Raw genomic sequence first — 24936 nt, 5'->3', positions numbered from 1 at the left:
AAGCGAACGGGTGTTGAAAGCAGATGGCACATCTTTCTCTAGTGTCGATTGAGGAAACCAAGGAGAGCAACATGAATGTCAAGACCGTCGCATCGATTCGCGCAAGGGTGGGCAGCCGTAGGTCGCGGCGCACGCAACGTGGCGCCACCCTGCTCGAGGCGATCGCCTATCTCGGGATCGCCGCAATCGTCGTCATCGGTGCCATTGCGCTGCTGCGCGGCGCATTCGGCAGTGCTTCGTCGAATCAGACGGCCGAGCAGGTGACGGCCATCCAAACCGGCGTCAAGAAGCTGTATATGGGGCAGACCAACGGCTACACCGGGTTGACGACGACCGTCGCCATTGCCGCCGGCATCATCCCGACTACGCTCGTCATCGACACCGCGGCAAATACCGTCACCGATGCCTGGGGCGGCGCAGTAACCGTTACGGGAGCTGGCACCGGTACATTCACGATCGAATTCGATTCCGTGCCGACGGACGTATGCATCAACGCGGCATCTGCTGGCGGAACCTGGACAGCCGTCTCGATCGGCGGTTCGGTGCAAACCGTGCCGGTAACGCCCGCCGCCGCTCAGGCAGCGTGTGCCGGTGGTGCGAAGAAGATCATCTGGACCTCCGCCTGATCGAGGCCCGAGTATCGGCCTTCGCTCCGATTGACGCCACGAGCCGCCCGCCATGTTCCTGATCTGGATCGTCGCCGCCTTCGCGATGCTTACCGGTGCCTACGCGCTGCTCGGCGCCGAGGCGGCGCCGGCACCGCTCGCGCCGTCGGCGATGGCGCTCGCGGCGAACATGAGCGCCTACCGGCAGGCCGTGGTGGCCTTCGCGCGCGCCAACCCGTTGTTCGCCGGCAGCGTGCCGGCGGCGAGCCTCGCGCCCTACCTCGGGGCGACCGTTCCCAATCCGGTGTGGCGGAACTACGTTCAGCCCAATACCGGCTATGTGGGCAGCGTGGTCGTGGTCTATGCGGCGTCGGCGTCGGCCGCGGCCGCGGTCGACGGCATCGAGCAGATTGCGCAGGGCTCGGCGCTGGCCGGCGTGGCGCTTGGCGCCAACCTCGTGTCCCCCGGCAACCCGGCCGTGCCGCTGCCGGCCGCATTGGCGAACACGATCCCGAACGGCATGCCGGTATGGATGGCGCAAGCGTATGACTGAGCGCACCCGTACCCTTGCCCGCAACGGCATGCGGCGCCCCGGCCCCCGCGTGCGGCCGGCTCGCCGCATGTCCGGCTTCACGATGGTGGAGATGCTGGCCGTGCTTGCGCTCGCCGCATTGATGATGGCAGGCCTCGTCACGCTCACGAACTCGTCGCTCGACGATACGCGCGCGCAGCAGGCCGCGCTTTATCAGTCGCAGCTGACGGCGGCTGCCACGCGGCTCATTCAACAGAACTACACGGCGCTCGCGGCCCAGGCCACGACCACCTCGCCGGTGATCGCGAAAATGACCGGCTCGACGTATCAGCTGTCGACCTACCTGTCGAACGCGTTGAGCGGCACGAACCCGTATGGTCAGGCGCCGTGCCTGCTCGTCTACGCGGCTCCGGGCGGCGCCAACCCGGTGGCGTTGCAGGCGCTGCTCGTCACGGAGGGCGGCCGGATCATTCCCGATCCCGAACTCGGCTACATCGCGGCGAACGCCGGCCCGGGCGGCGGTTCGATCCAGGCGGCGAACAATGCGATCGGCGCGGCCATCGGCGCCTTCGGCACCTGGAAGATCGATGCGCCCAACCCGGCGAATACCTCCTGCACAAGCTCGAAAACGGGCACGGGACATCTGGCGAGCCTGATTTTCTACGACGGCACGCAGGCGCAGAACGTCGACTATCTGTACCGCGTGGCCGTGCCGGGCAATCCGCAGGCGAACACGATGCAAGTGCCGATCGTGCTCGCGCGGCAGATCGACTATGCCGCCTGCACGCAGCCCGGCGCCATCGCGGCCGACGCTTCGGGCAACGTCCTGAATTGCGATGGAACGCAGAACCTCTGGGTGCCGCAGGCGGCCTATCACTGGCGCGAACCGGTGGCCGACGAAGCGGCGCTCGGGGGCGTTGCCGCGCATCAGGGCGACGTGCGGCTCACCACCGCGACGAATCGGGCCTATGCGTACAACGGCGCCACATGGCAGGCGCTGGCGGTGGACGAAGCGGGCAATCTCGCGCTCGGCAACGCGCACAACGTCGGCGACCCATGCCCGCCCGCGCCGCAGAATTCGGCCATCGCCCCCGCGTCGGCGAGCACGACGCTCGTCTCCACCGATGCGAACGGGCGCGTGCTGTCGTGCCGCGGCGGCAAGTGGCAAACGCAAAGCGAAATCGAGCCGGCGTCATCGCTCACGGGCTGTCAGCTCGTGATGGCCAACCCGAACGGCGCGGGCGATTACTCGGCCTGCACGGGCCAGCCGGCGACGAACTTCCAATCGGGCGCCTATTCGTACAACGGCAGCAACGGTACGTACTCGTATACGTTCAGGACGACCGTCAACCTCACCAAGCCGGGGATCATCGTCGCGTCCACCTGGGCGCACTTGAACGACGGCATGTGCAACGGCCCCACCGGCAACCGGGCGCAGCTCTCGCAGAGCATCGACATCACCGACAGCGGCAACCACAACCTCGGGCATACGGAGAGCCAGACGCCGACGCTTCAGGACGATTCGGGCGGGATCAACAACGCGCTGTCCCAGGCGGGCACGCCTGGCACCTATACGATCGTCGTGACGACGAACTGGGCGACGTACGCCGGTATCACGACGCCGTGGGTTAGCAGCTTTTGCGGGGAGTCCGGCCAGATGGTCTGGAACACGCCCGTCGCGGCGGGCTGGACGATCAACTCCTACTACTGAGCGCCCAACCGTGAGCCCATCGACACCGCACACCTTCGCAGCACCGCCACGCACGGCGCGACCGGCGAAAGCGGCGAAAGCGGCGAAAGCGGCGAAAGCGGCGCCATTGCGCCGCCACCGTCTTCGCGCGGGCTCAGTGCGGCGCGAGCGTCTGCAGCATTTCGTGCAGCTCGAGCCGGTTGTAGGTCGCGCGCAGCACGTCGCGCGGCAGGCATTGCTGCTTCGATACGAGGCTGAAGAGGTGGTCGTTGAGCATGCGCGACATGTTGTCTTCCTTGCGCTTCATGAACTCGGCAAGGTACGGCAGCTTGCCCGGATCGGTCAGCAGGCCGCTGATCTGCTGATTGTTGTTGAAGAGCAGTTCGCTTGCGAGCACGAAGTTTTCGCCATCCTCCGTCGGCACGAGGCATTGGCAGATCACGCCGATGAGGCAGTTCGCGAGCGCGGCCGCATAGCGCTCGCGCTGCTCGGCCGGAAAAAACGACAGCAGCCGCGTGAGCGTGCCGATCGCGCTGCCCGTGTGCATCGTCGCGAGCACGAGGTGGCCCGATTCGCCGGCCTGCAGCGCCGTCTCCGCCGTCTCGGGGTCGCGCACCTCGCCCACCATGATGACGTCGGGTTTTTGCCGCAGCGCCTCGCGCAGGCCGGCCGAGAAGCTCGGCGTGTCGGTGGGCACTTGCCGCTGCGAGACGATCGACGTGCGGCCCTCGAGTTCGTATTCGATCGGCTCTTCGATCGTGACGATGTGGCTGTTGCGCGTGCGGTTGATGTGCTCGAGCAGCGACGCGATGGTCGTCGTCTTTCCCGAGCCGGTCGGGCCCGTCACGAGGATCAGCCCCTTGGCGCTGTCGATCATCGAGCGCACGTAGGCGGGCAGGCCGAGCTTGTCGAGCGCGAGCGGCTGCAGCGGCAGGCGGCGGATCGAGATGACGAGCTTGCGGCCGCCATTGGTGCGGTAGATGTTGCAGCGAAGGCGGCAGCGCGTCAGCACGAACGGGCGATCGATCGCGCCGTGCTGAAGCAGCGCCTCCCAGTCCGGTTCGATCGAGGCCAGCGTGGGCAGCATTTCGTCGTGGAGCACGGGCTCCTCGCCGACGGCGAGCCAGCCGCGCGGCGCCTTGATCATGATCGGCCGGTCCTGCTCGATATGGATGTCGGTGAAAGTCTGCCGCAGGTCGATCAATTCGAGAATCTCGCGCGTCAGGTCGCGACGTTCGTGACTCGGAACGTTCATCGTCAATGCCCTTCCTATGAAAGATAGTCGGAACTTACATGAAAACTTTGTCTATGTGTCGGAGAAGCACCGGGCGGCGCCGCGTACGTTTCATCGCAGGCAGCGCGTCATGAACTGGGCTCGCCGACTGGGCACCGTGGCCCTCGCCGCCGCGCTCGCATTCGGGGCGACGGCCCCCGTCGCCGAGGCGGCGGCCGTGCGCTGGAAGGCGTCGATCGTCGATTACGAAGCGCAGGGCAAGGACATCAAGGATGTGCTGCGCGACTTCGGCGCGAGCCAGGGCATCCCCACGCGCATCGCCGCCGACGTGAGCGGCACCGTGAGCGGCAAGTTCCATCTGCCGCCGCGGCGCTTTCTCGATACGCTCGCGGCGTCGTTCGGCTTCGTGTGGTACTACGACGGCGAAGTGCTCGACATCACGACGGCCGCCGAACTGCAGAGCACGCTCGTGAAGCTCGATTCGGCCGATACGGGCGCGCTGCGCGATGCGCTCGACCGCCTGCGCATCTCCGACGAGCGCTTTCCGATCGTCTACGACAGCGCGCAGGGCACGGCGCTCGTGAGCGGGCCGCCTCGCTACGTGCAGATGGTGACGAACGTGGCCTCGCGGCTCGACAACAACGCGGCGCATCGAAGCGGCACGCAGGTACGCGTCTTTCCGCTCTTTCACGCGTGGGCGCACGACCGCACGGTGCCCATCGACGGCCGGCAGGTCACGCTGCAGGGCGTGGTGGCCGTACTCAACGGCATCTACCACCCGCACATGGCCAAGGCCGCCGACAAGCGCGGCGAGGGCGAGGGCGGCCGCCCGGCGGGCGGTGTGAAGCGCAACACGCCGATCAACGACGTGAACGGCAATGCCTACAACGGCCCGTACATTCCGCCGCCGGTGCCGTCGGGCGCGGCCGGCAAGGGCATGTTCGCCGGGCTCACCGGGCAGCCTTCGCCGGCCGTGGCGGCGGCGGTGGGCGAGCCGCCGCCGCCGCAGAACACGAGCACGGCGCCGGCGAGCGACGATCAACTGCCCGTCATCGTCGCGGACCAGCGCACGAACTCCGTCGTGATTCGCGATACGGCCGACCGGATGGATCAGTACGGCAAACTGATCGATCGCCTCGACGTCAAACCGCAACTGATCGAGATCGAGGCGCACATCATCGAGATCGACGACGACGCGCTGCGTCAGCTCGGCGTCGACTGGACCGCGCACAACAGCCACATCGACGTGCAGACCGGTACCGGCACGCTCGGACAGAGCACCTACAACGGCACGCTCTCGCAGAACTTCGGCCAGACGGCGCTGGCGGGCAACGTGCTCGCGGCGGCAACGCCCGTGGGCGCATCGGTGGCCGCGGTGCTCGGCGACGCCGGCCGCTATCTGATGGCACGCATCTCGGCGCTGCAGGAGACGAAGGCCGCCAAGATCGACGCGAGCCCGAAGGTCGTCACGCTCAACAACATCGAGGCCGTGATGGACAACCAGACGCAGTTTTTCGTGCCGGTGTCGGGATACACGTCGGGCGACCTCTACAGCGTGTCGACGGGCATCTCGCTGCGTGTGCTGCCGATGGTCGTGGAGGAGGATGGGCGCACGCGCATCAAGCTCGACGTGGCGATTCAGGACGGCCAGCTCACCGATCGGACTGTCAGCAACCTGCCGGTGATCCAGAACAGCACGATCAACACGCAGGCGTTCATCGAGGAGGGACAGGCGCTGCTCATCGCCGGCTATCGCGCCGACAGCGCGACGATGGGCGTGACCGGGGTGCCCGGGCTCTCGAAGATTCCGTTGATCGGCGCGCTCTTCAGAACCGACAGCCGCCAGAAGAGCCACATGGAGCGGCTCTTCCTGCTGTCGCCGCGCGTCATCTCGCCGTGATTCACCGCAACCGCCCGCGCCGGGGAATGCAGGAGGCCATGTGAACGAATTCGATGCTCAGCCGCATTCGCTGCCCGGCGTGCAGCCCGGGCAGCAGCCCGAGCCGCGGCCCACTCAATCGGGCTTGCCCGCCGACGCATGCGGCGTGGGCGCCGCCGATCGCCGCCTGTCCGACGACGACGCGCGCCGCCTGCGCGGCACGCTGCACGGGCTGCCGTGCGGGGTGATCGTGCTCGATCGCGCGGGCGCGGTCGTTCACGCGAATGCGCGCGCGCTCGAGATGCTGGCGATGACGCTGCCCGCGGGCGTCGATTTCAGCGTGGCGCTGAGCGAGCGCTTCGAGATGACGGACGTGCCGCGGCTGCGCGATCTCGAAGCGGGCCGCGAGGTACGCGTGGACGATTCGACCTTCTGGATTCAGGCGGGCCCCGCCGGTGCATGCGCCGGTGCGGGGATGGGCGAATCCGTCATCGCCGTGACGGACGTGACGCCGTTCGCGCGCTCGCTCGACGAGCGGGCCATGTCGCTGCGCTTTTTGCTGCACGATCTGCGCTCGCCGCTCAATTCGATCAGCGCGCTCACGCAGCTCGATGCGAGCGACCCCGACGCGTTCGAGCGCTGCGGCGGCATGCAGCAGATCACCTCGCTCGCGCAGTACGTGCTCTCGCTCGGCGAGCAGTTCATCTTCTCGTCGGTGACCGAGCATTTGCAGGCGCGCGACTTCAAACGGTTCGATCTGCGCGCGACGCTGCGCCAGATCATCTCGCAGCTGGAGGTCACCGCCGTCTATTGCGGCGTCGCGCTACACTTGTGGCTGCCCGACAGCGCGCCGCTCTGGGTGAGCGGCATGCGCAACTTCGTGGCGCGCGCCGTCCAGAACGTCATCGACAATGCCGTTCGCGCGTCGCCGCGCGGCGAGGCGGTGACGGTGTCGGTCCGGCAGGCCGACGGTTTCGCCGAGGTGGTCGTCCACGATCGCGCGGGCGGGCTGCCGGGTCTCGTCGAGGGCGATCGACTGACCGACTTCGAGAAGCTCGGCAAGCGGACGGCAGCGGGCTTCGGTCTCGGGCTCAAGCTCGCCGTGCAGATCGTCGGCATGCACGGCGGCGCACTTTACGCCGAGCTCAACGGACAAGGCGGTACCATGTTCGTGCTGCGTCTGCCGTGCCTGAATCCGGTCGCCGTGAAGCCGCACGCGACATCGCTCGTCGATGCCGACCGCGCGTTGCGCGCGGCGGGCCGCGAGTGAGGTGTCAGAGCGCGGCCCGTATTCGTTTGGCACGCGTCGCGCGGACCGGGCGCCGGCTTCGCGCGGCCGTCAGAACCAAAGGTTCACAATGAAATCGCTTGCAGGCAAACCGGTACGCATTCTGTTCGTCGAGGACGACGTCGCGCATCACGCGCTCATCCATTCCTGGCTCAAGAGCGAGGGCTACCATATCGACGCTTTTCACAGCGGGCTCGACGCGCAGCAATTTCTCTCGGAGCAGTGGGCCGATCTCGCGATTCTCGACTGGGACCTGCCGGGCGTTTCCGGCGACAAGCTGCTGCAAAAGATCCGCAGCCGCTCGCAATCGATCATGCCCGTGATTTTTCAGACCGTGCACTCGGCGGAGTCCGACATCGTGCGCATACTCGATGCGGGTGCCGACGACTATCTCGTGAAGCCCTACGACAGGCAGGTGCTGCTCGCGCGCATGCGTGCCCTGCTGCGGCGCTTCGCGCCGATGAACGTGCAGGGCCGCAAGATGTTCGTCGACGACGAATGCGCGCTCGATCAGCAGGCGCGCTCGCTCGTGGTGGCGGGCGTCGCGCACAAGCTCGGCACCAAGGAGTTCGACATTCTCTGGCATCTCGCCCGGCACACGGGCGCCGTCGTGCTGAGGCAGGATCTGATGAGCGTGGTCTGGGGCTGGGATGCGGCCGTGCAAAGCCGCTCCGTCGACATGTACGTGAGCCGCCTGCGTGCGAGCCTGAAGGCGGCCGGCGTCGGCTGGACCGTGCAATCGGTCTATGCGACGGGTTACCGCCTGACCCTCAAGCCGGATGTGGATCAGTCGGGCGCCGGTGCGTCGGGTGCCGATGCGTCGGGCGCCGGTGCGTCGGGCGCCGGTGCGTCGCCGGAAGGCGCCGCATGAGCGTGGCACGAATGCGGGCGCTCGCGCGCGGCGCTGTCGCTGTCTTCGCCTGCGCGGCCGCCGTGCATGCGCAGGCGGCGAGCATGGAGTGGGCCGGCGGCCCCGGCGCCCGCTTCGTTTACGTAACGAACGGCGCGGGCCTCGCGGAGGTCCTGAATGCGTTCGCAGCGGGGCAGCACGTTGCCCTGCGCATCGACGGTCAGGTGGAGGGTGTCGTGAGCGGCCGCTTCGCCATGCCGCCGCAGCGCTTTCTCGATGTCATGAGCCGTTCGTACGGATTCGTCTGGTACTACGACGGTGCGGTCCTGCATGTGTCGCCCGCGAACGAGCAGGCGCATGTCGCCATCCGGCCTCACTTCCTTTCCGCGAAAGGGCTGCGTGCGTCTCTCGAGCAGGCAGGTCTTGCCGATACGCACTTCCCGCTGGCGGTGGATGCCGCCGCGCAAACGGTGAACGTGCGCGGGCCAGCGACCTACGTGGAGCGTATTCGTGCCGCGGCCGAGCGCTTCGAGCGCGACGCGCAAAAGCGCGTGCGTTTGTCCGTGCGGGTGTTTCGCCTGAATGCCGCGAATGCCGCCGACGAAACGCGCGTGGTCGATGGCCGCACGCTGGTCGTGCCCGGCGTGGCCACGCTCTTGCGGCGCCGTTTCGAGCGCCCGGCCGTGGCGAGCGGGACCGCCGTTTCCGATGCACCGCGGATCGTCGAGTTCGATGCGGCGTTGCCGGCGATCGAAGCGGATGCGACCACGAATTCCATCCTGATACGCGATCGCGCCGAGCGCATCGACGCCGACGGCGCGCTCGTCGCCAGCCTGGACGTGCGTGCGCAGCTCGTATCGGTCCAAACGTGGGTGGTGGATGTCGACGGCGACGCGCTCGACGCGTTGCGGCCCGCTCTGCCGCCGGCCATGGCCGATGGGGCAGGCGCGGCGCAGGCGACGGCGGACGCGCGCGAGCACCGCGATGCAGGTATCGCGCGCGACGGCGGCCGCGCGCTGCTCGCGCAGCTCAAGGCATTGGCCAGGAGCGGCCGCGCCGAAATCCAGGTGTCGCAAACGGCGCTGACGCACGACCGCTCGCCGGCCGTCATCGACCGCCACGAGGCACGTCTCGCACGCCGCGATGAGGATGACCGGCCCGATGACGGCGCCCGCGATCTCTGGCTGTCGATTGCACCGACGGTCGAAGGCGCCGCGTCGATGCCGCGTATCGGCTTGCGCGTGGAACTGGGGCGCCCCCGCGATGCGCGCGGCTATCGGGCCGTCGACGAAAGCCTGGCGCCGGGCGAGTGCCTCGTCATCGAGGGACCGGCGCGGCACAGCGGCGATGTCGCGCGTCGCGCGGACGATACCGATTCCGGCGGTGCGGGAGAGGGGGGCATGCGCCGCCACCTCGTCTTGCTGATACCGCGCGTGGCGGCATAGCGCCGATCGGGCGAGCGCCCGCGAGGGCGTGAGTGTGAAGCGACGTGCCGTGTCCGAACGGATGCGACGGCTGGCCAGGCATCGATGCGCGGATGCGCCCGTTGCCTGACGCGCGCTTGCGCTCACCGGGCTTACGCCCGTAGCCACATGAAATTGCCCGACGCGATGCCCTCGAACATTTCGTCGGGCGATTCGAGGATGTTGTTTTGCCAGTAGCGGCCGTGTTCGGCGTAGTGCGAGAAGAGATCGGCGAGATAATCGCCGGTGATCGTCGGGCCCATCGGCAGATGGACGAGCAGCACGACGTTGCCCGTATCGGATTCGAGGCACAGTTGCGCCTGGTCGTGCGCGTAGACGAGCAGGTTGGCCTCGAGCATGAGCCGGAAAACGACGAGCGACCGGCCGGGTGTGACGGCGCCGTAATGAAAGCTGACATAGACCGAATCGGGATCGGTCTCGTGGTGGTCGAGATGGACGTCGAACCCTTCGATCTCGAGCGTTTGCGTCTCGACGACATACTCGGCGTCGGGTAGCCCGACCACCGCGCAAACCTCGTGAATCAACTCGACGAAACGTTCCCTGCTCATGGGCGGCAATCTCCGGCGAAAGTATGGCGGCCCGGTTGCAAAAAAGCGGGGGCACGTAGCCGGAAAGCCGGGCTTTCCGCTTTCGTGCCCCTCGCGCAAACGGACTGCGGCAAGGCGAGTGGCTTACTGGCCCTTCGCGGCGTCGGCGATGTTCTTCGCGCCGTTGTTGCCGACGGACGCGAGCGCCGACGTTTCCTGCTGCTGCATGTTGATCTGCATGGCGGCCATCGTCATGGCGTTGTTCTGGTTGGCCATGGCCTGCATCTGGCCGACCATGTCGGCGTTTTGTGCACCAGCTTGCGAGACGCCCGAGCTTCCGATCGATGAAGACATGATGTATTCCCCTTAACAAGAAAGTGATGGAAAAAGCACTGCTATTGGTTGATGCCTGATGCTTCGGTAAAAGGCCCTTGGCCGTGGTGGCCGCCGGTCCGGACCGGCTGACGCGCAGCCGGATGCTGCAACTGCAAACTGTTTAACCGTCTTCCGTATCGCCGCGGATCCCGTCAAAGCGCCGCGCCACGGGCGCTGTGGCGCTCCTGCAGCGTGAGCACGATGCGGCGCGCCGCGATCATCCCGCGATAGAGCTTTTGCAGATCGAGCCGCTCGCGCTCGTCGGCCGCGGACTGCGTGGCCGTACTGATCCGGCGCGCGGTTTCGTCGAAGGCCGCCGCGATGCGCGCGACCCGTTGCGCGCCGTCGGGCGCCGAGAGCGTGGCATCCAGCGCGTTCAGATCCTGCGCGATGGGAAGCAATGCGTCGTACATGTCGGTTCCTTTGGTGGTCGAGGTCAATTGTTTGCTTCGTCCTTGCTGCCCGCGAACAGATGCTTCGTGCCGTCGGGCGTCTCGATGTAACGCAGCCCGCCCGTGGCGATCACCGCGGTGTACTCGACATCGGGCGCGAGCGCCTGCGCTTCCTTGACATCGACGTCGACGCGCTTGACGTTGTCGCCGAGGTCGGCCCTGACACCTGCTATCAGCGTGCGGAAGGTCGTCATCGACTGCACGTTGCCGCTCACGCGGAAGATGCCGTGGCCCTGGTAACTCACTGCCGCGCCCGTGCCGGCGAGCGACTGCTGGATGTTGTCCACGTCTTGCTGCGCAACGTCGTATTCGCGCCGCACCTTGCCGCGCGCGAGGCTGTCCATGATCCGCTGCGCCTTCGCGCTTTCGTCGGCGCTCGTCACGATGCCGCGCACCGCCACACTGTCCTTGCGTGCGATTGGCTGCAGATCGCCGAGGCCTTCGCGATGCAGGGCCTCCTGCAACTGCCGTGCGAGCGCATCGGCGTCGAACCTCACGCTCGCCGCTTCGCTCGACTGCGTGCCCGCGAACATCACACCGGTCACGGCGATGCCGCCGATCGCAGCGGTGCAGGCGAGCGCCAGCACGGCCGTGCGCCAGGGCACCTTGGGCGAAGCGGCCGGCGCATGGCCGGCGCCGGGTTCGTCCGCATGGGCCGGGTCCCGATCCGGCGCGTCTCCATCCGCGTCGGCCTCCGCCGCGGTGTCGGCGGCAGGCGGCTCGGCCGTCTTCCAGAGGCCCGCCAGCAAATCGAGATCGCGCGGCCAGTCTTCGCCATCGGGGCCCACGCACAACACGACATCGCCGAACGGCACGGCCACGAAGTCCGCCACGAGCACCTCATCGCCGTTCGCCGAGCGGATCCGCGCCACACCGTCCTCGCCCACGCAAAGCTCGATGTCCTCGACCGTCCAGTCGCTGATGCAGACATCCGAGTGCTCGGTCGCGCCGATCCGGTAGGTGCCGCTCGTGAGCCGGACCTGGGCTCCGGCGTGGGTGCCGGTCAGTACTCGAAGCGCTTTCATGATCGTGGTATCCGTGTATCCGACGTGGGTCATGCGGTTGCTCTTGCGGGTCGCCGCTCCGGCGTTTCGCTGCTGCGCTGCTTCGCGCATCGGGCCGCCGGGCCTTGACCGTCAAAATCAGTTTAGGGTTTTGCCGTTGGCGCAGCCGGCGCCATGCGAACTTCGAACGTCTTATCCGAAGCGCCGGCCGTGGGCTTGGCCGCCCCTTGCCGCGCGGCGCCGGCTTGACCACCGATCGCGCCGCCCGTGACGGCGGCACCGGCTTGTGCCGCGCCGGCCGGCAGCGCGGCTTGCGTGTCGAGAATGCGTTGCTTCACTGCCGCGATCGATTGATCGTCGTACGAGTATTCGATGCCCGCGCTCTGGCGCGCGAGCGTGTTGTCGAGCGATACGCCGAGAAGCCCCGCCACCGCGGCGGCCTTGCCCGGCGTCGCGGCGCTTTGCATCAGTGCCGCATGGCGGTGCGCGTGAAGCCGGGCAGCATTGCGCCGGAGCGCCATCGGCGAGCGCATCGCGAGCAGCATCGGCACCGCCAGCAAGGGCCCCAGCTCGATCTGCGCGGCAAGCCGCAGCACCTCCTTCGTGCACGCCGCCGCGAGTTCGGCCGGCAAGTCCGGCGCACCGAGCCTTTGCCTCGCGAGCAGCTGCATCGTGGCCGCGAGCGGCTGGCTGCGCGCGGCGGCCTTGGCCCGGCCCGCCTTGCCGATCGCGAACTTGCGCGGTTTGTCGCGGCCTTCGCCGGACTGACGGCCGTCGCGCCGAGGCTGCCCGTCGCGCGGCGCATTCTGCTGCGGCTGCCCCTGTCCGTGCTCTTCGCCCTGAGGATTCGAGCCGTGATCGTGCCCATGGCCGTTGCGATGCTGTTGCTGCCCGTCGCCGTGTTGCTGATCGCGCTCGCGCTTTTGCTGCTGTCCTTGCTTTTGCTGCCGACCCTGCTCGTGCTCGCGTTCGCGCTCGTGCGGGTGTTCGTGCTCGTGCCTGGGTTCGAGCGCGTGCTGGCCGTCCGGCCGTTCGCGAGCCGATGCCTCTTTGCCTTGCGCCTTCGCCGAGCCCGCCGGCCGCGGCCGTTGGCCGAGCTGGCGCATCAGCTTTTGCGCGGAAGGGGGCGGCGGCTTGTGCATGCCTTCGGCAAAACGCTTGCCGCGGTAGAAAGCGGCGGCGAGCATCTTGTTGTGCTGCATGCGCGCGCGCTGCATCTTCGTGTGCTGCACCTTGACGCCCGTGAAGCCGCGCGCCTGGGTCAGCTGCCCCATGTGCTCGGCGCCGGCCTGCGCCTGCTGCGCGAGATCGGCGGCGTGGTGGCCGTGGTTGTTGCGGATCGGCGAATTCATGATGGCACCGCGAGCGTGATGATCTGATTGGCGAAGCGCAGGATCGCGGCGGCGCCCCAGGCGCCGGTGATGAGCACGGTGGCCACGACGGCCACGAGCTTTACCGCGTACGAGATGCTTTGGTCCTGCATCGACGTGATGGCCTGCACGAACGAAATCGCGAGGCCGGAGAGCGCGGCGACGGCCACCACCGGCATCGAGACGGACAGGCAGAGCAGCAGGCCCTGCGAGGTGATGCGAACGAGCGTATCGGTTTCCATGGCGCGTGCCTCAGCGATAGGTCATGACAAGACCGTGAATCAATGTGGACCAGCCGCTCATGACGACGAACAAGAGCAGCTTGAACGGAATCGCGACGTTCGTCGGCTGGACCTGATTCAGGCCCATCGCCATCAGCACGTTGGCGATGACGAGATCGACGACGATGAATGCGATGTACAGCAGGAAGCCGATCTTGAAGGCGTCGGCCATCTCGGTCAGCGTGAAGGCCGGGGCGAGGACGATGAGGTCGTCCTCACGGATCTTCGCCGCCATGTCCTTCGGCCAGACCACGGTTGCCGAGCGCACGAAGAACCGCTTTTCGCGCTCGTGCGCGTGCTTCTTCAGAAAGGCGCGAAACGGCTCCTTTGCCGCATCGAAGGCATCGAGCACGACGAGCGACGTGTCGCTGCCGGGGGTACGGTGCATCGTCTGCATGGTTTGCATGGCCTGCATGCCGATCGGCGCCATCACGTAAGCGGAGACGAGGACCGCGATGCCGTTGAGCACCATGTTCGGCGGCACCTGCTGCACGCCGAGCGCGTTGCGCAACAGCCCGAGCACGACCACGATCTTCGCGTACGAGGTCGCGACCATGGCGACGAACGGGATCAGGCTGATCGCGACGACGGTGATCAGCAGCCCGGTGAGATCGCTAAACTGAACCATGGCCGCGCGACAGCTGAACGAGACGCACGCCGAGATGATCGCCGACGCTCACGAGTTCGCCGAAGCCGATCGTCTGCCCGTAGGTGACGAGCCGCACGCGCGCATCGGGCAGCGCGGTGGGAAGCTCCAGCACGTAGCCCGCGCGCAGCGCCGAGAGCTGGGCGACCGGCATCGAAACCGTGTCGATCTCGAGCTTCAGCGGCAGGTCCAGCTGGCTGATTTCGACGGGCGTGTCGATCGAATCGGTAAGCGGCGCGTTGAACTGCGTGTCATGGCTCATGGTGGGGTCCTCGCTCAAGGTCATCAGATGGTGGGTGACGTCTGCCACGGCGCGCAGTTGCCGCGTCCCGTAGCGGCCCCAGACAACTTGCATCGGGGCGGATGGGCGCGCGCTCGCGAAGAGCGCGCGGGTGGCTTCGGGTACGGCACGCAAGATGACGTCCCCCGTGCGCAGCGAATCGAGCGTCGTCACGTTCATCGTTTTCTCGCCGATCTGCAGCCGGCCGGGAACGGCGATCTCGCTGACGTGCGTGGCGAACGGCGTGCATTGGCGGGCCACGAGTGCCTCGAGTGCGTCGAGCCAGCCACCGTCGATGTGCTCGATGGCTGCGTCGAAGCGTGCGTCGCCCACGCGGAACGTGAACGCGCAGCAAGGCGCACGCAGCGTCTGCGGCGCGGCGCGTTCGAGCGAGAGCACTTCCACGCCGTCGAACCCGAGCGCCTGCAGCGCGCGTCGCACCGGCTCGAGCAGAATGGCGCACACGGCCTGGCGCAGCGGCTCGTTGGCGGGCTCGTCCGATGCGGTCACGCTCGCGAGCCCCGCGTGCTGTCCGACGTCGATGCGCACCGCTGCCATTTCGATGCCCCAGCGCAGGCGCACGATGGCGGCGCGCGCCGGGTCCACGAGATCGCGCGCGCCGACGCCGAAGCCAGAGACGCCGAGCGTGTGCGTGAGAAGCGCGCTCAAGCGCTCGTCGACGGCGAGCCGATGCTGGCGCGCGGTGGCGGCCGCAAGCGCGGGCAGCCGCGCGGGATCGAGCAAAACGGCAACCGCGTGCGGTTGGCCGCCTGCGGGAACGTCGTTGGTCGGTAGCGTTCGAGTGATGTCCATATTGGCTTTACGTGACGATGATTTCGACGCTGCGCGTGCCGTCGAAGCGGCTTTGCATCACTTCCTCGAGGCTTTCGCGCAACGTCGTCGCATGTTGTGAGATTAGTTCGCGCGACCGTTCGTCCGTGGTGTCGAAGCGAAGCGTCAATTGGAAATGCGAAAGCGCGAGGTTCAACGTACAGCCCGGCAGCAGCGCCGGATCGATGGGAATCGTCAGTTGCCAGTCGCCGCTTTCGACGACGATCGGATTGGCGCAGAAGTCGGACACTTCGGCGACGATCGAATCGACGAACCGGTTCATGTCCTGGCCCGTGCGCGCCGGTGCCCGCACGGCGACCACGGCGTGCGCGCCGCCTGCTTCGGGGCGCTGCGGCTCGCGCGTGGCTTGTACGCGCGGCATGTCCGGCGCAGCGATCGATGGCTGGGCGTTGGGCGGCCTCTGCGGGGAAAGCGGCGCCGCGCCGCGCGCCGGCATCGGCGTCGGCGTCGGTGCGGGCATCGTCGAATATGCCGGCACATGCATGAGCTCATGCATCGTCGAATGCATGGGCGGATGAATCATCGCAGGTACCGGAGCCCGCACCGGCGCTGCCGATCGAGCGTGCGCGGTAGCGTCATCGCGTTCGTCGCCGGAGCCGGCCTGTGCGTCGTCGTCGCGCTCGCCGCTGCCGGCATCGTCGCGATGTTCGTCTGCGGCGAACCCGGCGACCGGGTAGAGCGGATCGGCTTGCTCGGCGAATGGAGGCTCGGCCGGTGCGGCGCAGGGCTGCTCGTCGCCGTCCGTTTCCCACGCGTGGGCGCGGGCGCCATCGCGCAGGCGCTGAAACAGGGCGGCCTGGCGGTTCAATTGCGCGGCCGGCATGTCGGGTGCCGGCTCGTCATGCTTCGTCGGCGCGGCGATGATGCGTGCGCGATGAGGGGCGGAGGTGTGCATGGCGTGGCTCCCTCCATCACATCGCCAGGCGGCCGACGGGCTGGAGATCGACGTGAGCGCCGAGCTCCTGGTACGAGTAGACGGGCAGCCAGGGCAGCCGCGCCTCGATCATGCGCTTGATGTAGCGCCGGATATCCATCGACGCGACCAGCGCGAGCGGCTGGCGTGGCGTGTCGCCGACGAGTTCCGCGATCTTGCCGACGAGCCCGGCGATCTCGTCGGGCGGCAGCGCGAGGAAGTTGCCCGTGGGCGTCTGCTTGATCGACTGCCGGATGTGCTGCTCCAACTGAACGTCCACGAGCAGGACGGGCAGATCCCGTGGGCCGCCCGTCGCGCGATAGGCGATGAGCCGGCCGAGCTCCATGCGGATGTATTCGGTCAGCATCAGCATGTCCTTCTCCTTCGGCCCCCAGACGATCAGGCTTTCGGTAATGCTGCGAATGTTGCGCACGGGCACGTCCTCCTCCAGCAGCCGGCGCAGCACGTCCGCCATCTTCTGCAGCGGCAGCGCCTTTTGCACCTCGGCGACGAGGCCTGGATAGTCCTCGTTGAGCTGATCGAGCATCCACTGCGCTTCCTGGATGCCGAGAAAGAGATGGGCATTGCGCCGCAGCAGGTCGATCGTGTGGCGAGCGATCAATGCTTCCGGTGTCGGCGCGGCGGCAGGCGCGCCCGCGGCGGCGCCGTCGGCCGCCGCGTGTACCGCGCGCGTTTCGGCGAGCGTGGTGCGCCCTTGCGGCACGTCGAAGATGAGCACTTCGTAACTGTCCTCGGGCAGCGTGCCGTCGGTCCACATCATGATGCCCGGGAACGGCAGGCCAACTTCCGACTGCAGCGCATGGCGCTGTGCATCGAACGCGCGGTCAAGGGCATCGGCCGCGAGACGCGCGCTGACATCGGCTGCGAGCCGCACGCCGAGCGGGCAGGTGAACTGCGGCGGGCGCGGCAGGATCGAGGGCGCGTCGCCCCTGGCGCCGGCACGCTGCAGCGCGACGACGGGCTTGCCGCCGCCTTTGGCCGTGCCGTGCTGCTTTTTCTGCAGACGGTAGCCGACGAAGCCGAGCAGCCCGGCGAGCAACGCGAAGAGCGCCGCTGGAAAGCCGGGCACGGCCGCGAAACCGAGCAGCAGCAGCGACGCGAAGTACAGCGCGCGCGAGCTGCTCGTAAACTGGCGCCGGATGTCCTCGCCGAGCGAGGCGTTGCCGTGCTCGCCGCCTTCGTCCACGCGCGTGATCATGACGCCCGCGGCCACCGAGATCAGCAGCGACGGAATCTGCGAGACCATGGCGTCGCCGATCGAGAGGACCGAGAAGCGGTTGGCCGCCTCGCCGGCGGACATGCCGTGATAGGCGACGCCCACGGCAATGCCCGCGACGATGTTGATCATCGTGATCATGAGGCCGGCGATCGCATCGCCTTTCACGAACTTCATCGCACCGTCCATGCCGCCGTGCAGCTGGCTTTCGATAGCGAGCCGCGCGCGTTTGCTGCGCGCCTCCTCCGGTGTCAGGATGTTCGCGCGCAGATCGGCGTCGATGCTCATCTGCTTGCCGGGCAGCGCATCGAGCGTGAAGCGCGCCCCCACTTCGGCGACGCGTTCCGAGCCTTTGGCGATGACGATGAACTGCACGACCGAAATGATGACGAACACGACGAGGCCGACGACGAGATTGCCGCCCACGACGAGCTGCCCGAAGCTCTCGATGATTTCGCCGGCATCGGCATGCAGCAGGATCGACTTCGTCGACGCGATGTTCAGCGAGAGCCGGTAAAGCGTCGTGAAAAGCAGTACCGACGGGAACGCCGACAGCGTCGCGATATGGCCGACGTACATCGTCACCATGAGCAGCGTGATGCTGATCGCGATGTTGATGGCGAGCAAACCATCGATGATGGCGGGCGGCAGCGGCAGGATCATCAGCGAGACGATCGCGATCAGCAGGATGGCGATGCCGGCCTCGCCGATGCCGGGCAGCTTGATGGTCTTCAGCATGTCCACTACTCCGTGATGGCGGTTTGAGGCGCGAGGCCGTCCACCCAGCGAAGAATCGCGGCGACGACTTCGAACAGTTCTTCCGGAATCGGCTGATTGAGCGGTACCTTGTGCAGCATCCGCGCGACGGGCGGGTTCGCGACGATGGGCACGCGCGCGTGCATCGCCTGCTGGCGCAGCCGCAGCGCCTGCTCGTCGACGCCCTTGGCGAGCACGACGGGCAGCGGAAACTCCGTCGGGTCGTAGCGCAGCGCGACGGCGTAGTGAACCGGGTTGACGACCACGACGTTCGCGCGCGATACGCCGCCTTTCGGGCCTTCCTGCGACATTTCCCTGGCCATGCGCTTGCGTTCGCCCTTGACTTCCGGGTTGCCGTCGCTTTCCTTGTGCTCGCGCTTCACCTCGTCTTTCGACATCCGGTTCTTGCGGATGAAGAGCCACTTCTGCAGCTTGTAGTCGAATGCGCCGATGGCGATGAACACGCCGAGCGCGACGACGACGACATGCATGAGCACGGACCACAGCACGGCGATCAACTGGGGTACCGACCGGTCGAGCGCGCTCGCGACGACGGGCATCGCGCTTTTGATCGTCTGCCACATGACGGCGACGAGAATCGCGGCCTTGACGACCATCTTGACGAGATCGATGGCCGAGTTCATCGAGAAGATCCGCTGAAAGCCGGACCCGGGGCTGACCGACGCGAGCTTCGGCATGACGGCTTTGAGCGAGATCTTGAGCCCCGTTTGCGGGGCAAGCGCGAGGAAGGCCGCGACGAGCGCGACGGCCGCGATCCCGCACAGCAGGCCGAGCGCCTGCAGGCCCATATGAACGAGCGCGACCGAGAGGTCCTGCAACTCGCGCGGGCCGTGCGTGAAATCGATCGCCTCCTTGACGACCGCGCGCAGCGTATCGGCAAGGTAGTGCTGGCCCGCCGTCAGCACGAGCACGATCGAGCCCAGCGACGCGACTTCGACGAGGTCGGAGCTCTTCGCGACCTGGCCTTCCTCGCGGACTTTGTCCAGCTTCTTGTCTGTGGGCTCTTCGGTTTTCTCGTCGCTCATGACGGACTGTCCTTTGCTGTTCGCAGGCGGGCACCCGGGATGGGGCGCCCCGATGCAACGTTAGCGGCGGCGCCGCGGCCGGCGCGATGGCGATGCGAAGCAAGGGCAAGGGCTGCGAAGCGAGGTGACGGAAGGTCGCTTCACGGCAAGCGCGGACTGCGCGAATCGGGCAACGCACGAGGCAACGTGCAACGCGGCGCAGCGCGAGCGCGGACGGAAGCGAAAGCGACGCTGGCCGTCGCCTGTCGCTTGCGGCAGCTTCGCAATTCGTTGTGCGACTTCGTGCGCGGCACGCGGCACCCGCGTCGCGTTGCGTAACTTAGCGTCAACGGAAGGCCGCCCCCCATCGGGTGCGGCTCATCGGATCGAATCTGATTTCCTTGGGGGAAAGGATGGACGTTCTGAAGGATCGGCCGCAGTGCCCGTCGGGAGTCGTCGGCGCGATCGTCGACCTGGTCAGGGTGGCATTGGCCCGCGCCGGCACGCCGGAGCAAGTTGACATCGACGATCTGGAGCACCTCGTCGAAGGGCTGCATCTGCTGCGCCCTGATTCCGCCGAATTCGCGTTTTTCGACGGCTGGCTGCATATGGTGCGTCAGGAATGGAGCGAAGCCGAATGGCTCTTTCGAGACCTGGTCGAGCGTTCGGTGTGCCTGCCGGCGAGCAAGGGAATGTTGCTGCAGTGCCTGAAGGCCCGCCAGGAGTTCGGGTGGCAGGAGGAGGCCCGGACCCTGCTGGAGGAGGGCGGCAACAAAGACGTCGAACGGCTCGCCAAGGTGTTGCTCGCGAGCGAGGAACTGAAGCAGGCAGTCGCGACGGCGAAGCGCACGGGGCACTTCGTTGCGCCGGATTCCGCGCTCGCGTTCGAGAACGGAGCGCATGCCGAGGACAGCGTGGCGGACGCGACGCCGTCGCCCTCATCCAGCGACATGCTGCTGACGATGCAGTACATGCGCGTCTGAGCCTGTTGCCGCTACCAGGAGAAACGAAATGAGCATCACGACAGCATCGCAACTCGAGTACGAACTGGCCCGCGTGACCGGCACGTCGTCCGCGGCGCCGAATGCGGACGCCGTGTCGCAACCCCTCGTCGATAAATTCCAGGCGATGATGGCCTCGGCGCAGCAGCACGCGGGAGCCGTTCACCCGACCGAGCGCGCGGACCTCGTGACGAAGGCGGTCGAGGAGCAGGCCGACTATTACCGGCAGGTGCCGAACGACGTGCTCTACATGACCCAGCACATGAGCGCGCTGTCGATGGAGCGCCTCGCCGCCGCCGATATGACGATCCAGCTCGAGATCGCGAGCCTGAACGCCGACCTGCAGGTGAAGATGGCGACCGTCCAGTCGTCGAAGGACGCCGTGCAGACGCTCATGAAGAACCAATGACTTGACGTCCTCACCCGCCTAAAGGCAGGTGATTCCCACACCTGGCGATGCACGTCCGCATCGGAGAATGTTCACAGCAGCGTTGGTATCTCGATCATGCTCGACACCACAGTCCTTCCCGCCATCCGCCCCGAAGGAAGTCCCCTTGGGGGAAATGGCGGGGTTTCTCGGAGCAAATTCTGATGAAATCGAACCTCTTGCCTTCAAGGCCGCGCGCTTCATGGCGGCTCGTCGCGGCGGCGGTGCTCGTGCTGTCGCTCGCGGCCTGCAAGCAGGAGCTGTACGGCCAGTTGAGCGAAAGCGACTGCAACGAGATGGTCGCCGCGCTGCTGAGCTCGGGCGTCGATGCGCAAAAGAGCACGCCGGACGGCGGCAAGACCTGGTCGGTCAGCGTCGACGAAAAGCAGATAGTGCATGCCGTGGAAGTGCTGCGCGCACGCGGCATTCCGCGCAAGAAGTTCGACGACCTCGGCTCTCTCTTCAAGAAGGACGGACTCGTATCCACGCCGACCGAGGAGCGCGTGCGCTTCATCTACGGGCTGTCGCAGGAGCTCGACGATACCTTGTCGAAGATCGACGGCGTGGTCGTGGCGCGCGTGCAGATCGTGCTGCCGAACAACGATCCGCTGGCGCAGTCGGTCAAGCCGTCGTCTGCGTCGGTGTTCATCAAGTACCGGCCCGATGCGAATCTCGAGCGGATGACCCCTGCGATCAAGAACCTCGTTGTGCACAGCATAGAGGGGCTGACCTACGATCAGGTCAGCGTGACGAGCGTGCCGGCCGATGCACCCGATGTGCCTGCACGCCCGCGCCGGCAGGGCGGGTGGATCGTTTATGCGGGCGGCGCGCTCGGCATGCTGTTGTTGATGATCGCCGGCGGCTTTGCGCTGTTGCGCGGCACCCTGCTCAAGGGCGGCGGCGGCCTGGCGGGCCTGCTCGCGCGCCGGACGGGGCGCGCGGCGAAAGCGCCGGCATGACGGGCGGCCCGCGCGATCGCACGACTGGCATGGCAAGCAGGATGAGCCCACGATGAGCACATACGAAGCCACTGACGACAGCCTCGCCGCGGCAAGCGGCGCGACGGCGCTTGACTGCGTCGCGGTGCCGGCGGCCGTTGCGGCCCGGCTGGATAGCCATCATCGGCGCCGGCGCACGCTATTCGACTGGATGCATCCTGCCCGCCGCGCGCAGGTGCCCTGCGCGGCCCTGCTCGACGCATGTGGCCCGGGGCAGGTCGAGGCGCTTGCCGCCGCGCTGCTCGACGAATGGGGCATGCCGGTGCCGCCGCTCGCCGCGTTCGACGCGCCGGACTCGGCACTGGCCGTGCTGCCGGCACAGGATTGCGTGACCGTGTTCCGCTTGCGCGCGCTCGTGGAGCAGGCCGACGCGTTGCGCACCTGGATCGACCGGCCGCGCCGCGAGAAATTGGCGAGCTGGATCGGGGCGCGCGGCGTGAAGCTGCTCCTCGCGCGCGGGCGCGACCTTGGCGGGGATGCCCGCTTGCTTGCCGCGCACACGCATGGCACGTCATCGGCGATGCACGTGTCGGTCGACTCGGCTGATGGCGATGCGCTTGCCTGGCTCGGTTTTCGGCTCTTCGAGCGCGACTGCCGGTGGGCGCCGAGCGGCCCGCTCGCGATCATGCAGTTGGCCATGCCGGCGCGCGACGACGCGGGGGCGCTGCCGCCACCTTCGTTGCCGCCTTCATTACTGCCTTCGGAGGGCTCGAACCCGAGCCTTTCGATCGTCTCGCAACTGCCCGACTTGTTTCCGGAGTGGTCATGGTGATCTGGTTACGCAATCCGCAGGCCGAAGGCACGGGCCTCGGCGCGGGTGTCGAAGGCGACGTGCTGCGTCATGCCGATCTCGCGGCGATCGTCGAGATCGATGCGGCGTATGCCGAAATGCATCGCCAATGCGACGAAGCGCTGGACGCGGCGCGCGCCCGAGCGCGCATGCTGCTCGACGATGCGCAGGCCCGCGCGGACGACCTCGTCGAGCGAGCCATGCGCGAGTTTGCGCAGGCGGCCGAGCGGGGTTACGACGACGGCTTGCGGCGCGGGCTGACCGATTGGCACGAACGCGCGGCGGCGGCGCGCGCCGAAGCCTGCCGGATCGAGCCCGGGCAGCAGAACCGGCTGGCCGAACTCGTGACGCTTGCGGTGGAGCAGATCATTGCGTCGGCGGATCCCAAGGCGCTCTTCGCGCGCGCGGCCGCGACGGTCGAGCGCATCGTCGCGGACGGCAGCCCGATTCATCTGCGCGTTCATCCGTCGGATCTGGCCGCGGCGAGCGCGGCGTTCGAGGAAGCCGCGTTGGCATGGCGCGAGGCCGGGCGCGCCGTGCGGCTGCGCGCCGTGGCCGATGCGGCGCTCGCGCCCGGCGCGTGCATCGCCGAAACCGATCTTGGTGCGATCGACGCGAGCTTGTCGTTGCACCTGGCCGCGATGCGCGGCGCACTGGCGCGCGCGGTGCGCAGCGTGGCGCCGGCACCCGGGTGTGACGCGCCCGATGCGCGGCCGGAGGGTGATGCACACGTCTCCGACGAACGCGATTTCGGCGCGTTGGCGGATGTCGCGGCGCACGCCGACACGCTGACCGGCGAGCACGCCATCGGCGCTGGCGAGGGCCGCGACGAAGCAGATGAACGCGCTGGCGACGACGCGGGCGGGAACATCGGCATCGAAGAAGGCTGGCAAGACGGTGGCGCCATGCAAACGGCGGCCGACCTGCCCGCCGACGGTTCGGCCGACGTCGCGCATGAAGACGCCGACGCGATGTCCGTCTGAGCGCGCTTCACACGGCACACGGAAGAGCACATGACAACGAAGGAAGCGCCATGATCGACAGCGCGGACGATCTCCGAACCGGCAAAGCGAGCGGGACGCCGGAAGCGCAACACCATGCCGTGCGCGGTTTTTCGGCGCTGGCGGATGCGATGGAGCGTGAACTGCGCGCCCGCGCGCAACCCGCGGCATGCGGCAAGGTGCAGGAAGTGATCGGCACGCTGGTACGCGTATCGGGCCTCGACGCGACGCTCGGCGAGCTGTGCGAGCTGCGCTCGCCCGAAGGCGCATTGCTGCAGCGTGCGGAAGTGGTCGGATTCTCGCGCGACGTCGCGCTGCTTTCGCCGTTCGGCCGGCTCGGCAGCGTGTCGCGGGCCACGCGCGTGGTGGGGCTTCGGCGGCCGCTTTCGCTGCGCATCGGCCCTCGCCTGCTCGGCCGCGTGATCGACAGCCTCGGCGAGCCGATCGACGGCAAGGGGCCGCTCGAATGCGACGAGTGGCAGCCGGTGATCGCCGATCCGCCCGATCCGATGTCGCGGCCCGTCGTCGACACACCGATGCCCACGGGCGTGCGCGTCGTCGACGGCATGATGACGCTGGCCGAGGGGCAGCGCATGGGCATCTTCGCACCGGCGGGCGTCGGCAAGAGCACGTTGATGGGCATGTTCGCGCGCGGTGCGCGCTGCGACGTCAACGTCATCGCGCTGATCGGGGAGCGGGGCCGTGAAGTGCGCGAATTCTGCGAGCACATTCTCGGGCCCGACGGAATGGCCCGCTCCGTGGTGGTCTGCGCCACCTCGGACCGCTCGTCGATCGAGCGCGCGAAGGCCGCTTATGCGGCAACGGCGGTGGCCGAATACTTCCGCGACCGCGGCATGCGCGTGCTGCTGATGATGGATTCGTTGACGCGCTTTGCGCGCGCGCAGCGCGAAATCGGCCTCGCGATGGGCGAGCCGCCGACACGGCGCGGCTTTCCGCCGTCGATCTTCGCGGAGCTGCCGCGGCTGCTCGAGCGTGCGGGCCGCTCGGCGCTCGGCTCGATCACCGCGCTCTATACGGTGCTGGCCGAGGACGAATCGGGCGGCGACCCGATCGCCGAGGAAGTGCGGGGGATTCTCGATGGCCACATGATTCTGTCGCGCGAGATCGCCGCACAGAACCGCTATCCGGCAATCGACGTGCTCGGCAGCCTCTCGCGCGTGATGACGCAGGTCGTTTCGCGCGAGCACGTGGCGGCGGCCGGGCACGTGCGGCGGCTGATGGCCAAGCACAAGGAGGTCGAACTTCTGCTGCAGGTGGGCGAGTATCAGAGCGGCACCGATGCGCTTGCCGACGAAGCCATTGCAAAGATCGACGCGATTCGGGATTTCCTCGGGCAGCCGACCGATCTGCTCGTCGATCCGGACGACACACTCGCGGCCCTGGGCGAAATCGTCCAGTCCTGATGCCGGAGGCGAGCG

The 24936-nt window shown here is 67.6% G+C and carries 25 protein-coding genes; 13 read left to right on the top strand and 12 right to left on the bottom strand.

The window, feature by feature from the left end; translation table 11 throughout:
* The first annotated feature begins 71 nt into the window (after nucleotides 1–71).
* The 3 genes from ABIC50_RS15420 to pilV are packed head-to-tail and all read left to right on the top strand — an operon-like array spanning nucleotide 72 to nucleotide 2848.
* Nucleotides 72–626 carry a type 4 pilus major pilin gene (locus ABIC50_RS15420; protein ID WP_354165116.1) on the top strand — a complete coding sequence of 185 codons (555 nt, stop codon included), beginning with the start codon at nucleotides 72–74 and terminating at the stop codon, nucleotides 624–626.
* Nucleotides 627–678: 52 nt separating this feature from the next.
* Nucleotides 679–1158: a type IV pilus biogenesis protein PilM gene (gene pilM / locus ABIC50_RS15415; RefSeq protein ID WP_354165113.1), complete on the top strand. Its 480-nt coding sequence runs from the start codon at nucleotides 679–681 to the stop codon at nucleotides 1156–1158.
* Entirely contained in the window at nucleotides 1151–2848 is a 1698-nt protein-coding gene (gene pilV, locus ABIC50_RS15410; RefSeq protein WP_354165110.1) for a shufflon system plasmid conjugative transfer pilus tip adhesin PilV, read from the top strand. Before pilM ends, pilV begins: the two co-directional genes overlap by 8 nt.
* A gap of 133 nt (nucleotides 2849–2981) precedes the next feature.
* On the opposite strand, the gene ABIC50_RS15405 is transcribed toward pilV, so the two are convergent.
* The gene (locus ABIC50_RS15405) at nucleotides 2982–4082 is read right to left on the bottom strand and encodes a type IV pilus twitching motility protein PilT (RefSeq protein WP_006750710.1); all 1101 of its coding nucleotides are present in this window, start codon (nucleotides 4080–4082) and stop codon (nucleotides 2982–2984) included.
* A 109-nt stretch (nucleotides 4083–4191) separates the two neighbouring features.
* Between ABIC50_RS15405 and sctC the strand changes: the two genes are divergently transcribed.
* From sctC to ABIC50_RS15385, 4 genes are all read left to right on the top strand, one after another.
* Nucleotides 4192–5961, top strand: coding sequence for a type III secretion system outer membrane ring subunit SctC (gene sctC, locus ABIC50_RS15400; RefSeq protein ID WP_354165107.1), 1770 nt, complete (start codon nucleotides 4192–4194; stop codon nucleotides 5959–5961).
* 40 nt (nucleotides 5962–6001) lie between these two features.
* Nucleotides 6002–7210, top strand: a complete 1209-nt coding sequence (locus ABIC50_RS15395) for a sensor histidine kinase (RefSeq protein WP_354165104.1) — start codon at nucleotides 6002–6004, stop codon at nucleotides 7208–7210.
* An 88-nt stretch (nucleotides 7211–7298) separates the two neighbouring features.
* Nucleotides 7299–8099, top strand: a complete 801-nt coding sequence (locus ABIC50_RS15390) for a response regulator transcription factor (RefSeq protein ID WP_354165101.1) — start codon at nucleotides 7299–7301, stop codon at nucleotides 8097–8099.
* Nucleotides 8096–9523, top strand: coding sequence for a type II/III secretion system family protein (locus ABIC50_RS15385; RefSeq protein WP_354165098.1), 1428 nt, complete (start codon nucleotides 8096–8098; stop codon nucleotides 9521–9523). The genes ABIC50_RS15390 and ABIC50_RS15385 overlap by 4 nt, the downstream gene beginning before the upstream one ends.
* A 131-nt stretch (nucleotides 9524–9654) precedes the next feature.
* Here the strand turns inward: ABIC50_RS15385 and ABIC50_RS15380 are convergent, their stop codons facing one another.
* The 11 genes from ABIC50_RS15380 to sctU form a co-directional block, all read right to left on the bottom strand.
* On the bottom strand, nucleotides 9655–10110 hold the full coding sequence (locus ABIC50_RS15380) for a CesT family type III secretion system chaperone (RefSeq protein WP_011660759.1): 456 nt from the start codon (nucleotides 10108–10110) through the stop codon (nucleotides 9655–9657).
* 123 nt (nucleotides 10111–10233) lie between these two features.
* Complete coding sequence (locus ABIC50_RS15375) at nucleotides 10234–10443, bottom strand: hypothetical protein (RefSeq protein ID WP_011660758.1); 210 nt, start codon at nucleotides 10441–10443, stop codon at nucleotides 10234–10236.
* A gap of 173 nt (nucleotides 10444–10616) precedes the next feature.
* Nucleotides 10617–10877 (bottom strand): hypothetical protein, encoded by a 261-nt coding sequence (locus tag ABIC50_RS15370; protein WP_011660757.1) that lies wholly within the window; start codon nucleotides 10875–10877, stop codon nucleotides 10617–10619.
* Between the two features lie 23 nt (nucleotides 10878–10900).
* The gene (gene hrpD5 / locus ABIC50_RS15365; RefSeq protein WP_354165096.1) at nucleotides 10901–12031 is read right to left on the bottom strand and encodes an HrpD5 family protein; all 1131 of its coding nucleotides are present in this window, start codon (nucleotides 12029–12031) and stop codon (nucleotides 10901–10903) included.
* 32 nt (nucleotides 12032–12063) lie between these two features.
* The gene (locus ABIC50_RS15360; RefSeq protein ID WP_354165094.1) at nucleotides 12064–13272 is read right to left on the bottom strand and encodes a helicase; all 1209 of its coding nucleotides are present in this window, start codon (nucleotides 13270–13272) and stop codon (nucleotides 12064–12066) included.
* Nucleotides 13269–13532 (bottom strand): type III secretion system export apparatus subunit SctS, encoded by a 264-nt coding sequence (gene sctS / locus ABIC50_RS15355; protein ID WP_011660754.1) that lies wholly within the window; start codon nucleotides 13530–13532, stop codon nucleotides 13269–13271. The genes ABIC50_RS15360 and sctS overlap by 4 nt, the downstream gene beginning before the upstream one ends.
* Nucleotides 13533–13542: 10 nt before the next feature.
* Nucleotides 13543–14199: a type III secretion system export apparatus subunit SctR gene (gene sctR / locus ABIC50_RS15350; RefSeq protein WP_006750699.1), complete on the bottom strand. Its 657-nt coding sequence runs from the start codon at nucleotides 14197–14199 to the stop codon at nucleotides 13543–13545.
* Complete coding sequence (sctQ, locus tag ABIC50_RS15345; protein WP_354165091.1) at nucleotides 14186–15241, bottom strand: type III secretion system cytoplasmic ring protein SctQ; 1056 nt, start codon at nucleotides 15239–15241, stop codon at nucleotides 14186–14188. The genes sctR and sctQ overlap by 14 nt, the downstream gene beginning before the upstream one ends.
* Nucleotides 15242–15317: 76 nt before the next feature.
* The gene (gene sctP, locus ABIC50_RS15340) at nucleotides 15318–16244 is read right to left on the bottom strand and encodes a type III secretion system protein SctP (protein WP_354165088.1); all 927 of its coding nucleotides are present in this window, start codon (nucleotides 16242–16244) and stop codon (nucleotides 15318–15320) included.
* A gap of 16 nt (nucleotides 16245–16260) precedes the next feature.
* Entirely contained in the window at nucleotides 16261–18237 is a 1977-nt protein-coding gene (locus ABIC50_RS15335; RefSeq protein WP_354165085.1) for an FHIPEP family type III secretion protein, read from the bottom strand.
* Between the two features lie 5 nt (nucleotides 18238–18242).
* Nucleotides 18243–19301, bottom strand: a complete 1059-nt coding sequence (gene sctU, locus ABIC50_RS15330; RefSeq protein ID WP_175735354.1) for a type III secretion system export apparatus subunit SctU — start codon at nucleotides 19299–19301, stop codon at nucleotides 18243–18245.
* A gap of 392 nt (nucleotides 19302–19693) precedes the next feature.
* Here sctU and ABIC50_RS15325 point away from each other — a divergent pair, with 392 nt between their 5' ends.
* The 6 genes from ABIC50_RS15325 (at nucleotide 19694) to sctN (ending at nucleotide 24921) form a co-directional block, all read left to right on the top strand.
* Nucleotides 19694–20263, top strand: a complete 570-nt coding sequence (locus ABIC50_RS15325) for an HrpB1 family type III secretion system apparatus protein (RefSeq protein WP_175708869.1) — start codon at nucleotides 19694–19696, stop codon at nucleotides 20261–20263.
* A 28-nt stretch (nucleotides 20264–20291) separates the two neighbouring features.
* The gene (locus ABIC50_RS15320; RefSeq protein WP_175711891.1) at nucleotides 20292–20690 is read left to right on the top strand and encodes a serine kinase; all 399 of its coding nucleotides are present in this window, start codon (nucleotides 20292–20294) and stop codon (nucleotides 20688–20690) included.
* Between the two features lie 182 nt (nucleotides 20691–20872).
* A complete protein-coding gene (gene sctJ, locus ABIC50_RS15315; RefSeq protein ID WP_354165082.1) occupies nucleotides 20873–21667 on the top strand; it encodes a type III secretion system inner membrane ring lipoprotein SctJ in 795 nt (264 codons plus the stop codon).
* A 52-nt stretch (nucleotides 21668–21719) separates the two neighbouring features.
* Nucleotides 21720–22478 (top strand): type III secretion protein HrpB4, encoded by a 759-nt coding sequence (locus ABIC50_RS15310; RefSeq protein WP_354165080.1) that lies wholly within the window; start codon nucleotides 21720–21722, stop codon nucleotides 22476–22478.
* Nucleotides 22472–23479 (top strand): type III secretion system stator protein SctL, encoded by a 1008-nt coding sequence (gene sctL, locus ABIC50_RS15305; protein WP_354165289.1) that lies wholly within the window; start codon nucleotides 22472–22474, stop codon nucleotides 23477–23479. The genes ABIC50_RS15310 and sctL overlap by 7 nt, the downstream gene beginning before the upstream one ends.
* Before the next feature lie 50 nt (nucleotides 23480–23529).
* The gene (gene sctN, locus ABIC50_RS15300; RefSeq protein WP_354165077.1) at nucleotides 23530–24921 is read left to right on the top strand and encodes a type III secretion system ATPase SctN; all 1392 of its coding nucleotides are present in this window, start codon (nucleotides 23530–23532) and stop codon (nucleotides 24919–24921) included.
* Nucleotides 24922–24936 lie beyond the last annotated feature (15 nt).

Source organism: Burkholderia sp. 567, from assembly GCF_040545115.1.
In the GTDB taxonomy this organism is placed as follows: Bacteria; Pseudomonadota; Gammaproteobacteria; order Burkholderiales; family Burkholderiaceae; genus Burkholderia; species Burkholderia ambifaria.
The sequence above is the reverse complement of the archived record's forward strand: the minus strand, read 5'-3'. Positions and strand labels throughout refer to the sequence as shown.

Bases quoted from the DNA above. Each gene is read 5' to 3' on its own strand.
- ABIC50_RS15370 (WP_011660757.1), bottom strand. From the start codon at position 10,877: ATGTACGACGCATTGCTTCCCATCGCGCAGGATCTGAACGCGCTGGAT.
- sctS (WP_011660754.1), bottom strand. From the start codon at position 13,532: ATGGAAACCGATACGCTCGTTCGCATCACCTCGCAGGGCCTGCTGCTC.
- hrpD5 (WP_354165096.1), bottom strand. From the start codon at position 12,031: ATGCGCGAAGCAGCGCAGCAGCGAAACGCCGGAGCGGCGACCCGCAAG.
- sctN (WP_354165077.1), top strand. From the start codon at position 23,530: ATGATCGACAGCGCGGACGATCTCCGAACCGGCAAAGCGAGCGGGACG.
- sctP (WP_354165088.1), bottom strand. From the start codon at position 16,244: ATGCACACCTCCGCCCCTCATCGCGCACGCATCATCGCCGCGCCGACG.
- pilV (WP_354165110.1), top strand. From the start codon at position 1,151: ATGACTGAGCGCACCCGTACCCTTGCCCGCAACGGCATGCGGCGCCCC.
- ABIC50_RS15325 (WP_175708869.1), top strand. From the start codon at position 19,694: ATGGACGTTCTGAAGGATCGGCCGCAGTGCCCGTCGGGAGTCGTCGGC.
- ABIC50_RS15360 (WP_354165094.1), bottom strand. From the start codon at position 13,272: ATGAATTCGCCGATCCGCAACAACCACGGCCACCACGCCGCCGATCTC.
- ABIC50_RS15335 (WP_354165085.1), bottom strand. From the start codon at position 18,237: ATGCTGAAGACCATCAAGCTGCCCGGCATCGGCGAGGCCGGCATCGCC.
- ABIC50_RS15375 (WP_011660758.1), bottom strand. From the start codon at position 10,443: ATGTCTTCATCGATCGGAAGCTCGGGCGTCTCGCAAGCTGGTGCACAA.
- sctJ (WP_354165082.1), top strand. From the start codon at position 20,873: ATGAAATCGAACCTCTTGCCTTCAAGGCCGCGCGCTTCATGGCGGCTC.
- sctC (WP_354165107.1), top strand. From the start codon at position 4,192: ATGAACTGGGCTCGCCGACTGGGCACCGTGGCCCTCGCCGCCGCGCTC.
- ABIC50_RS15310 (WP_354165080.1), top strand. From the start codon at position 21,720: ATGAGCACATACGAAGCCACTGACGACAGCCTCGCCGCGGCAAGCGGC.
- sctL (WP_354165289.1), top strand. From the start codon at position 22,472: ATGGTGATCTGGTTACGCAATCCGCAGGCCGAAGGCACGGGCCTCGGC.
- ABIC50_RS15380 (WP_011660759.1), bottom strand. From the start codon at position 10,110: ATGAGCAGGGAACGTTTCGTCGAGTTGATTCACGAGGTTTGCGCGGTG.
- ABIC50_RS15320 (WP_175711891.1), top strand. From the start codon at position 20,292: ATGAGCATCACGACAGCATCGCAACTCGAGTACGAACTGGCCCGCGTG.
- sctU (WP_175735354.1), bottom strand. From the start codon at position 19,301: ATGAGCGACGAGAAAACCGAAGAGCCCACAGACAAGAAGCTGGACAAA.
- ABIC50_RS15390 (WP_354165101.1), top strand. From the start codon at position 7,299: ATGAAATCGCTTGCAGGCAAACCGGTACGCATTCTGTTCGTCGAGGAC.
- ABIC50_RS15405 (WP_006750710.1), bottom strand. From the start codon at position 4,082: ATGAACGTTCCGAGTCACGAACGTCGCGACCTGACGCGCGAGATTCTC.
- ABIC50_RS15420 (WP_354165116.1), top strand. From the start codon at position 72: ATGAATGTCAAGACCGTCGCATCGATTCGCGCAAGGGTGGGCAGCCGT.
- ABIC50_RS15385 (WP_354165098.1), top strand. From the start codon at position 8,096: ATGAGCGTGGCACGAATGCGGGCGCTCGCGCGCGGCGCTGTCGCTGTC.
- sctR (WP_006750699.1), bottom strand. From the start codon at position 14,199: ATGGTTCAGTTTAGCGATCTCACCGGGCTGCTGATCACCGTCGTCGCG.
- pilM (WP_354165113.1), top strand. From the start codon at position 679: ATGTTCCTGATCTGGATCGTCGCCGCCTTCGCGATGCTTACCGGTGCC.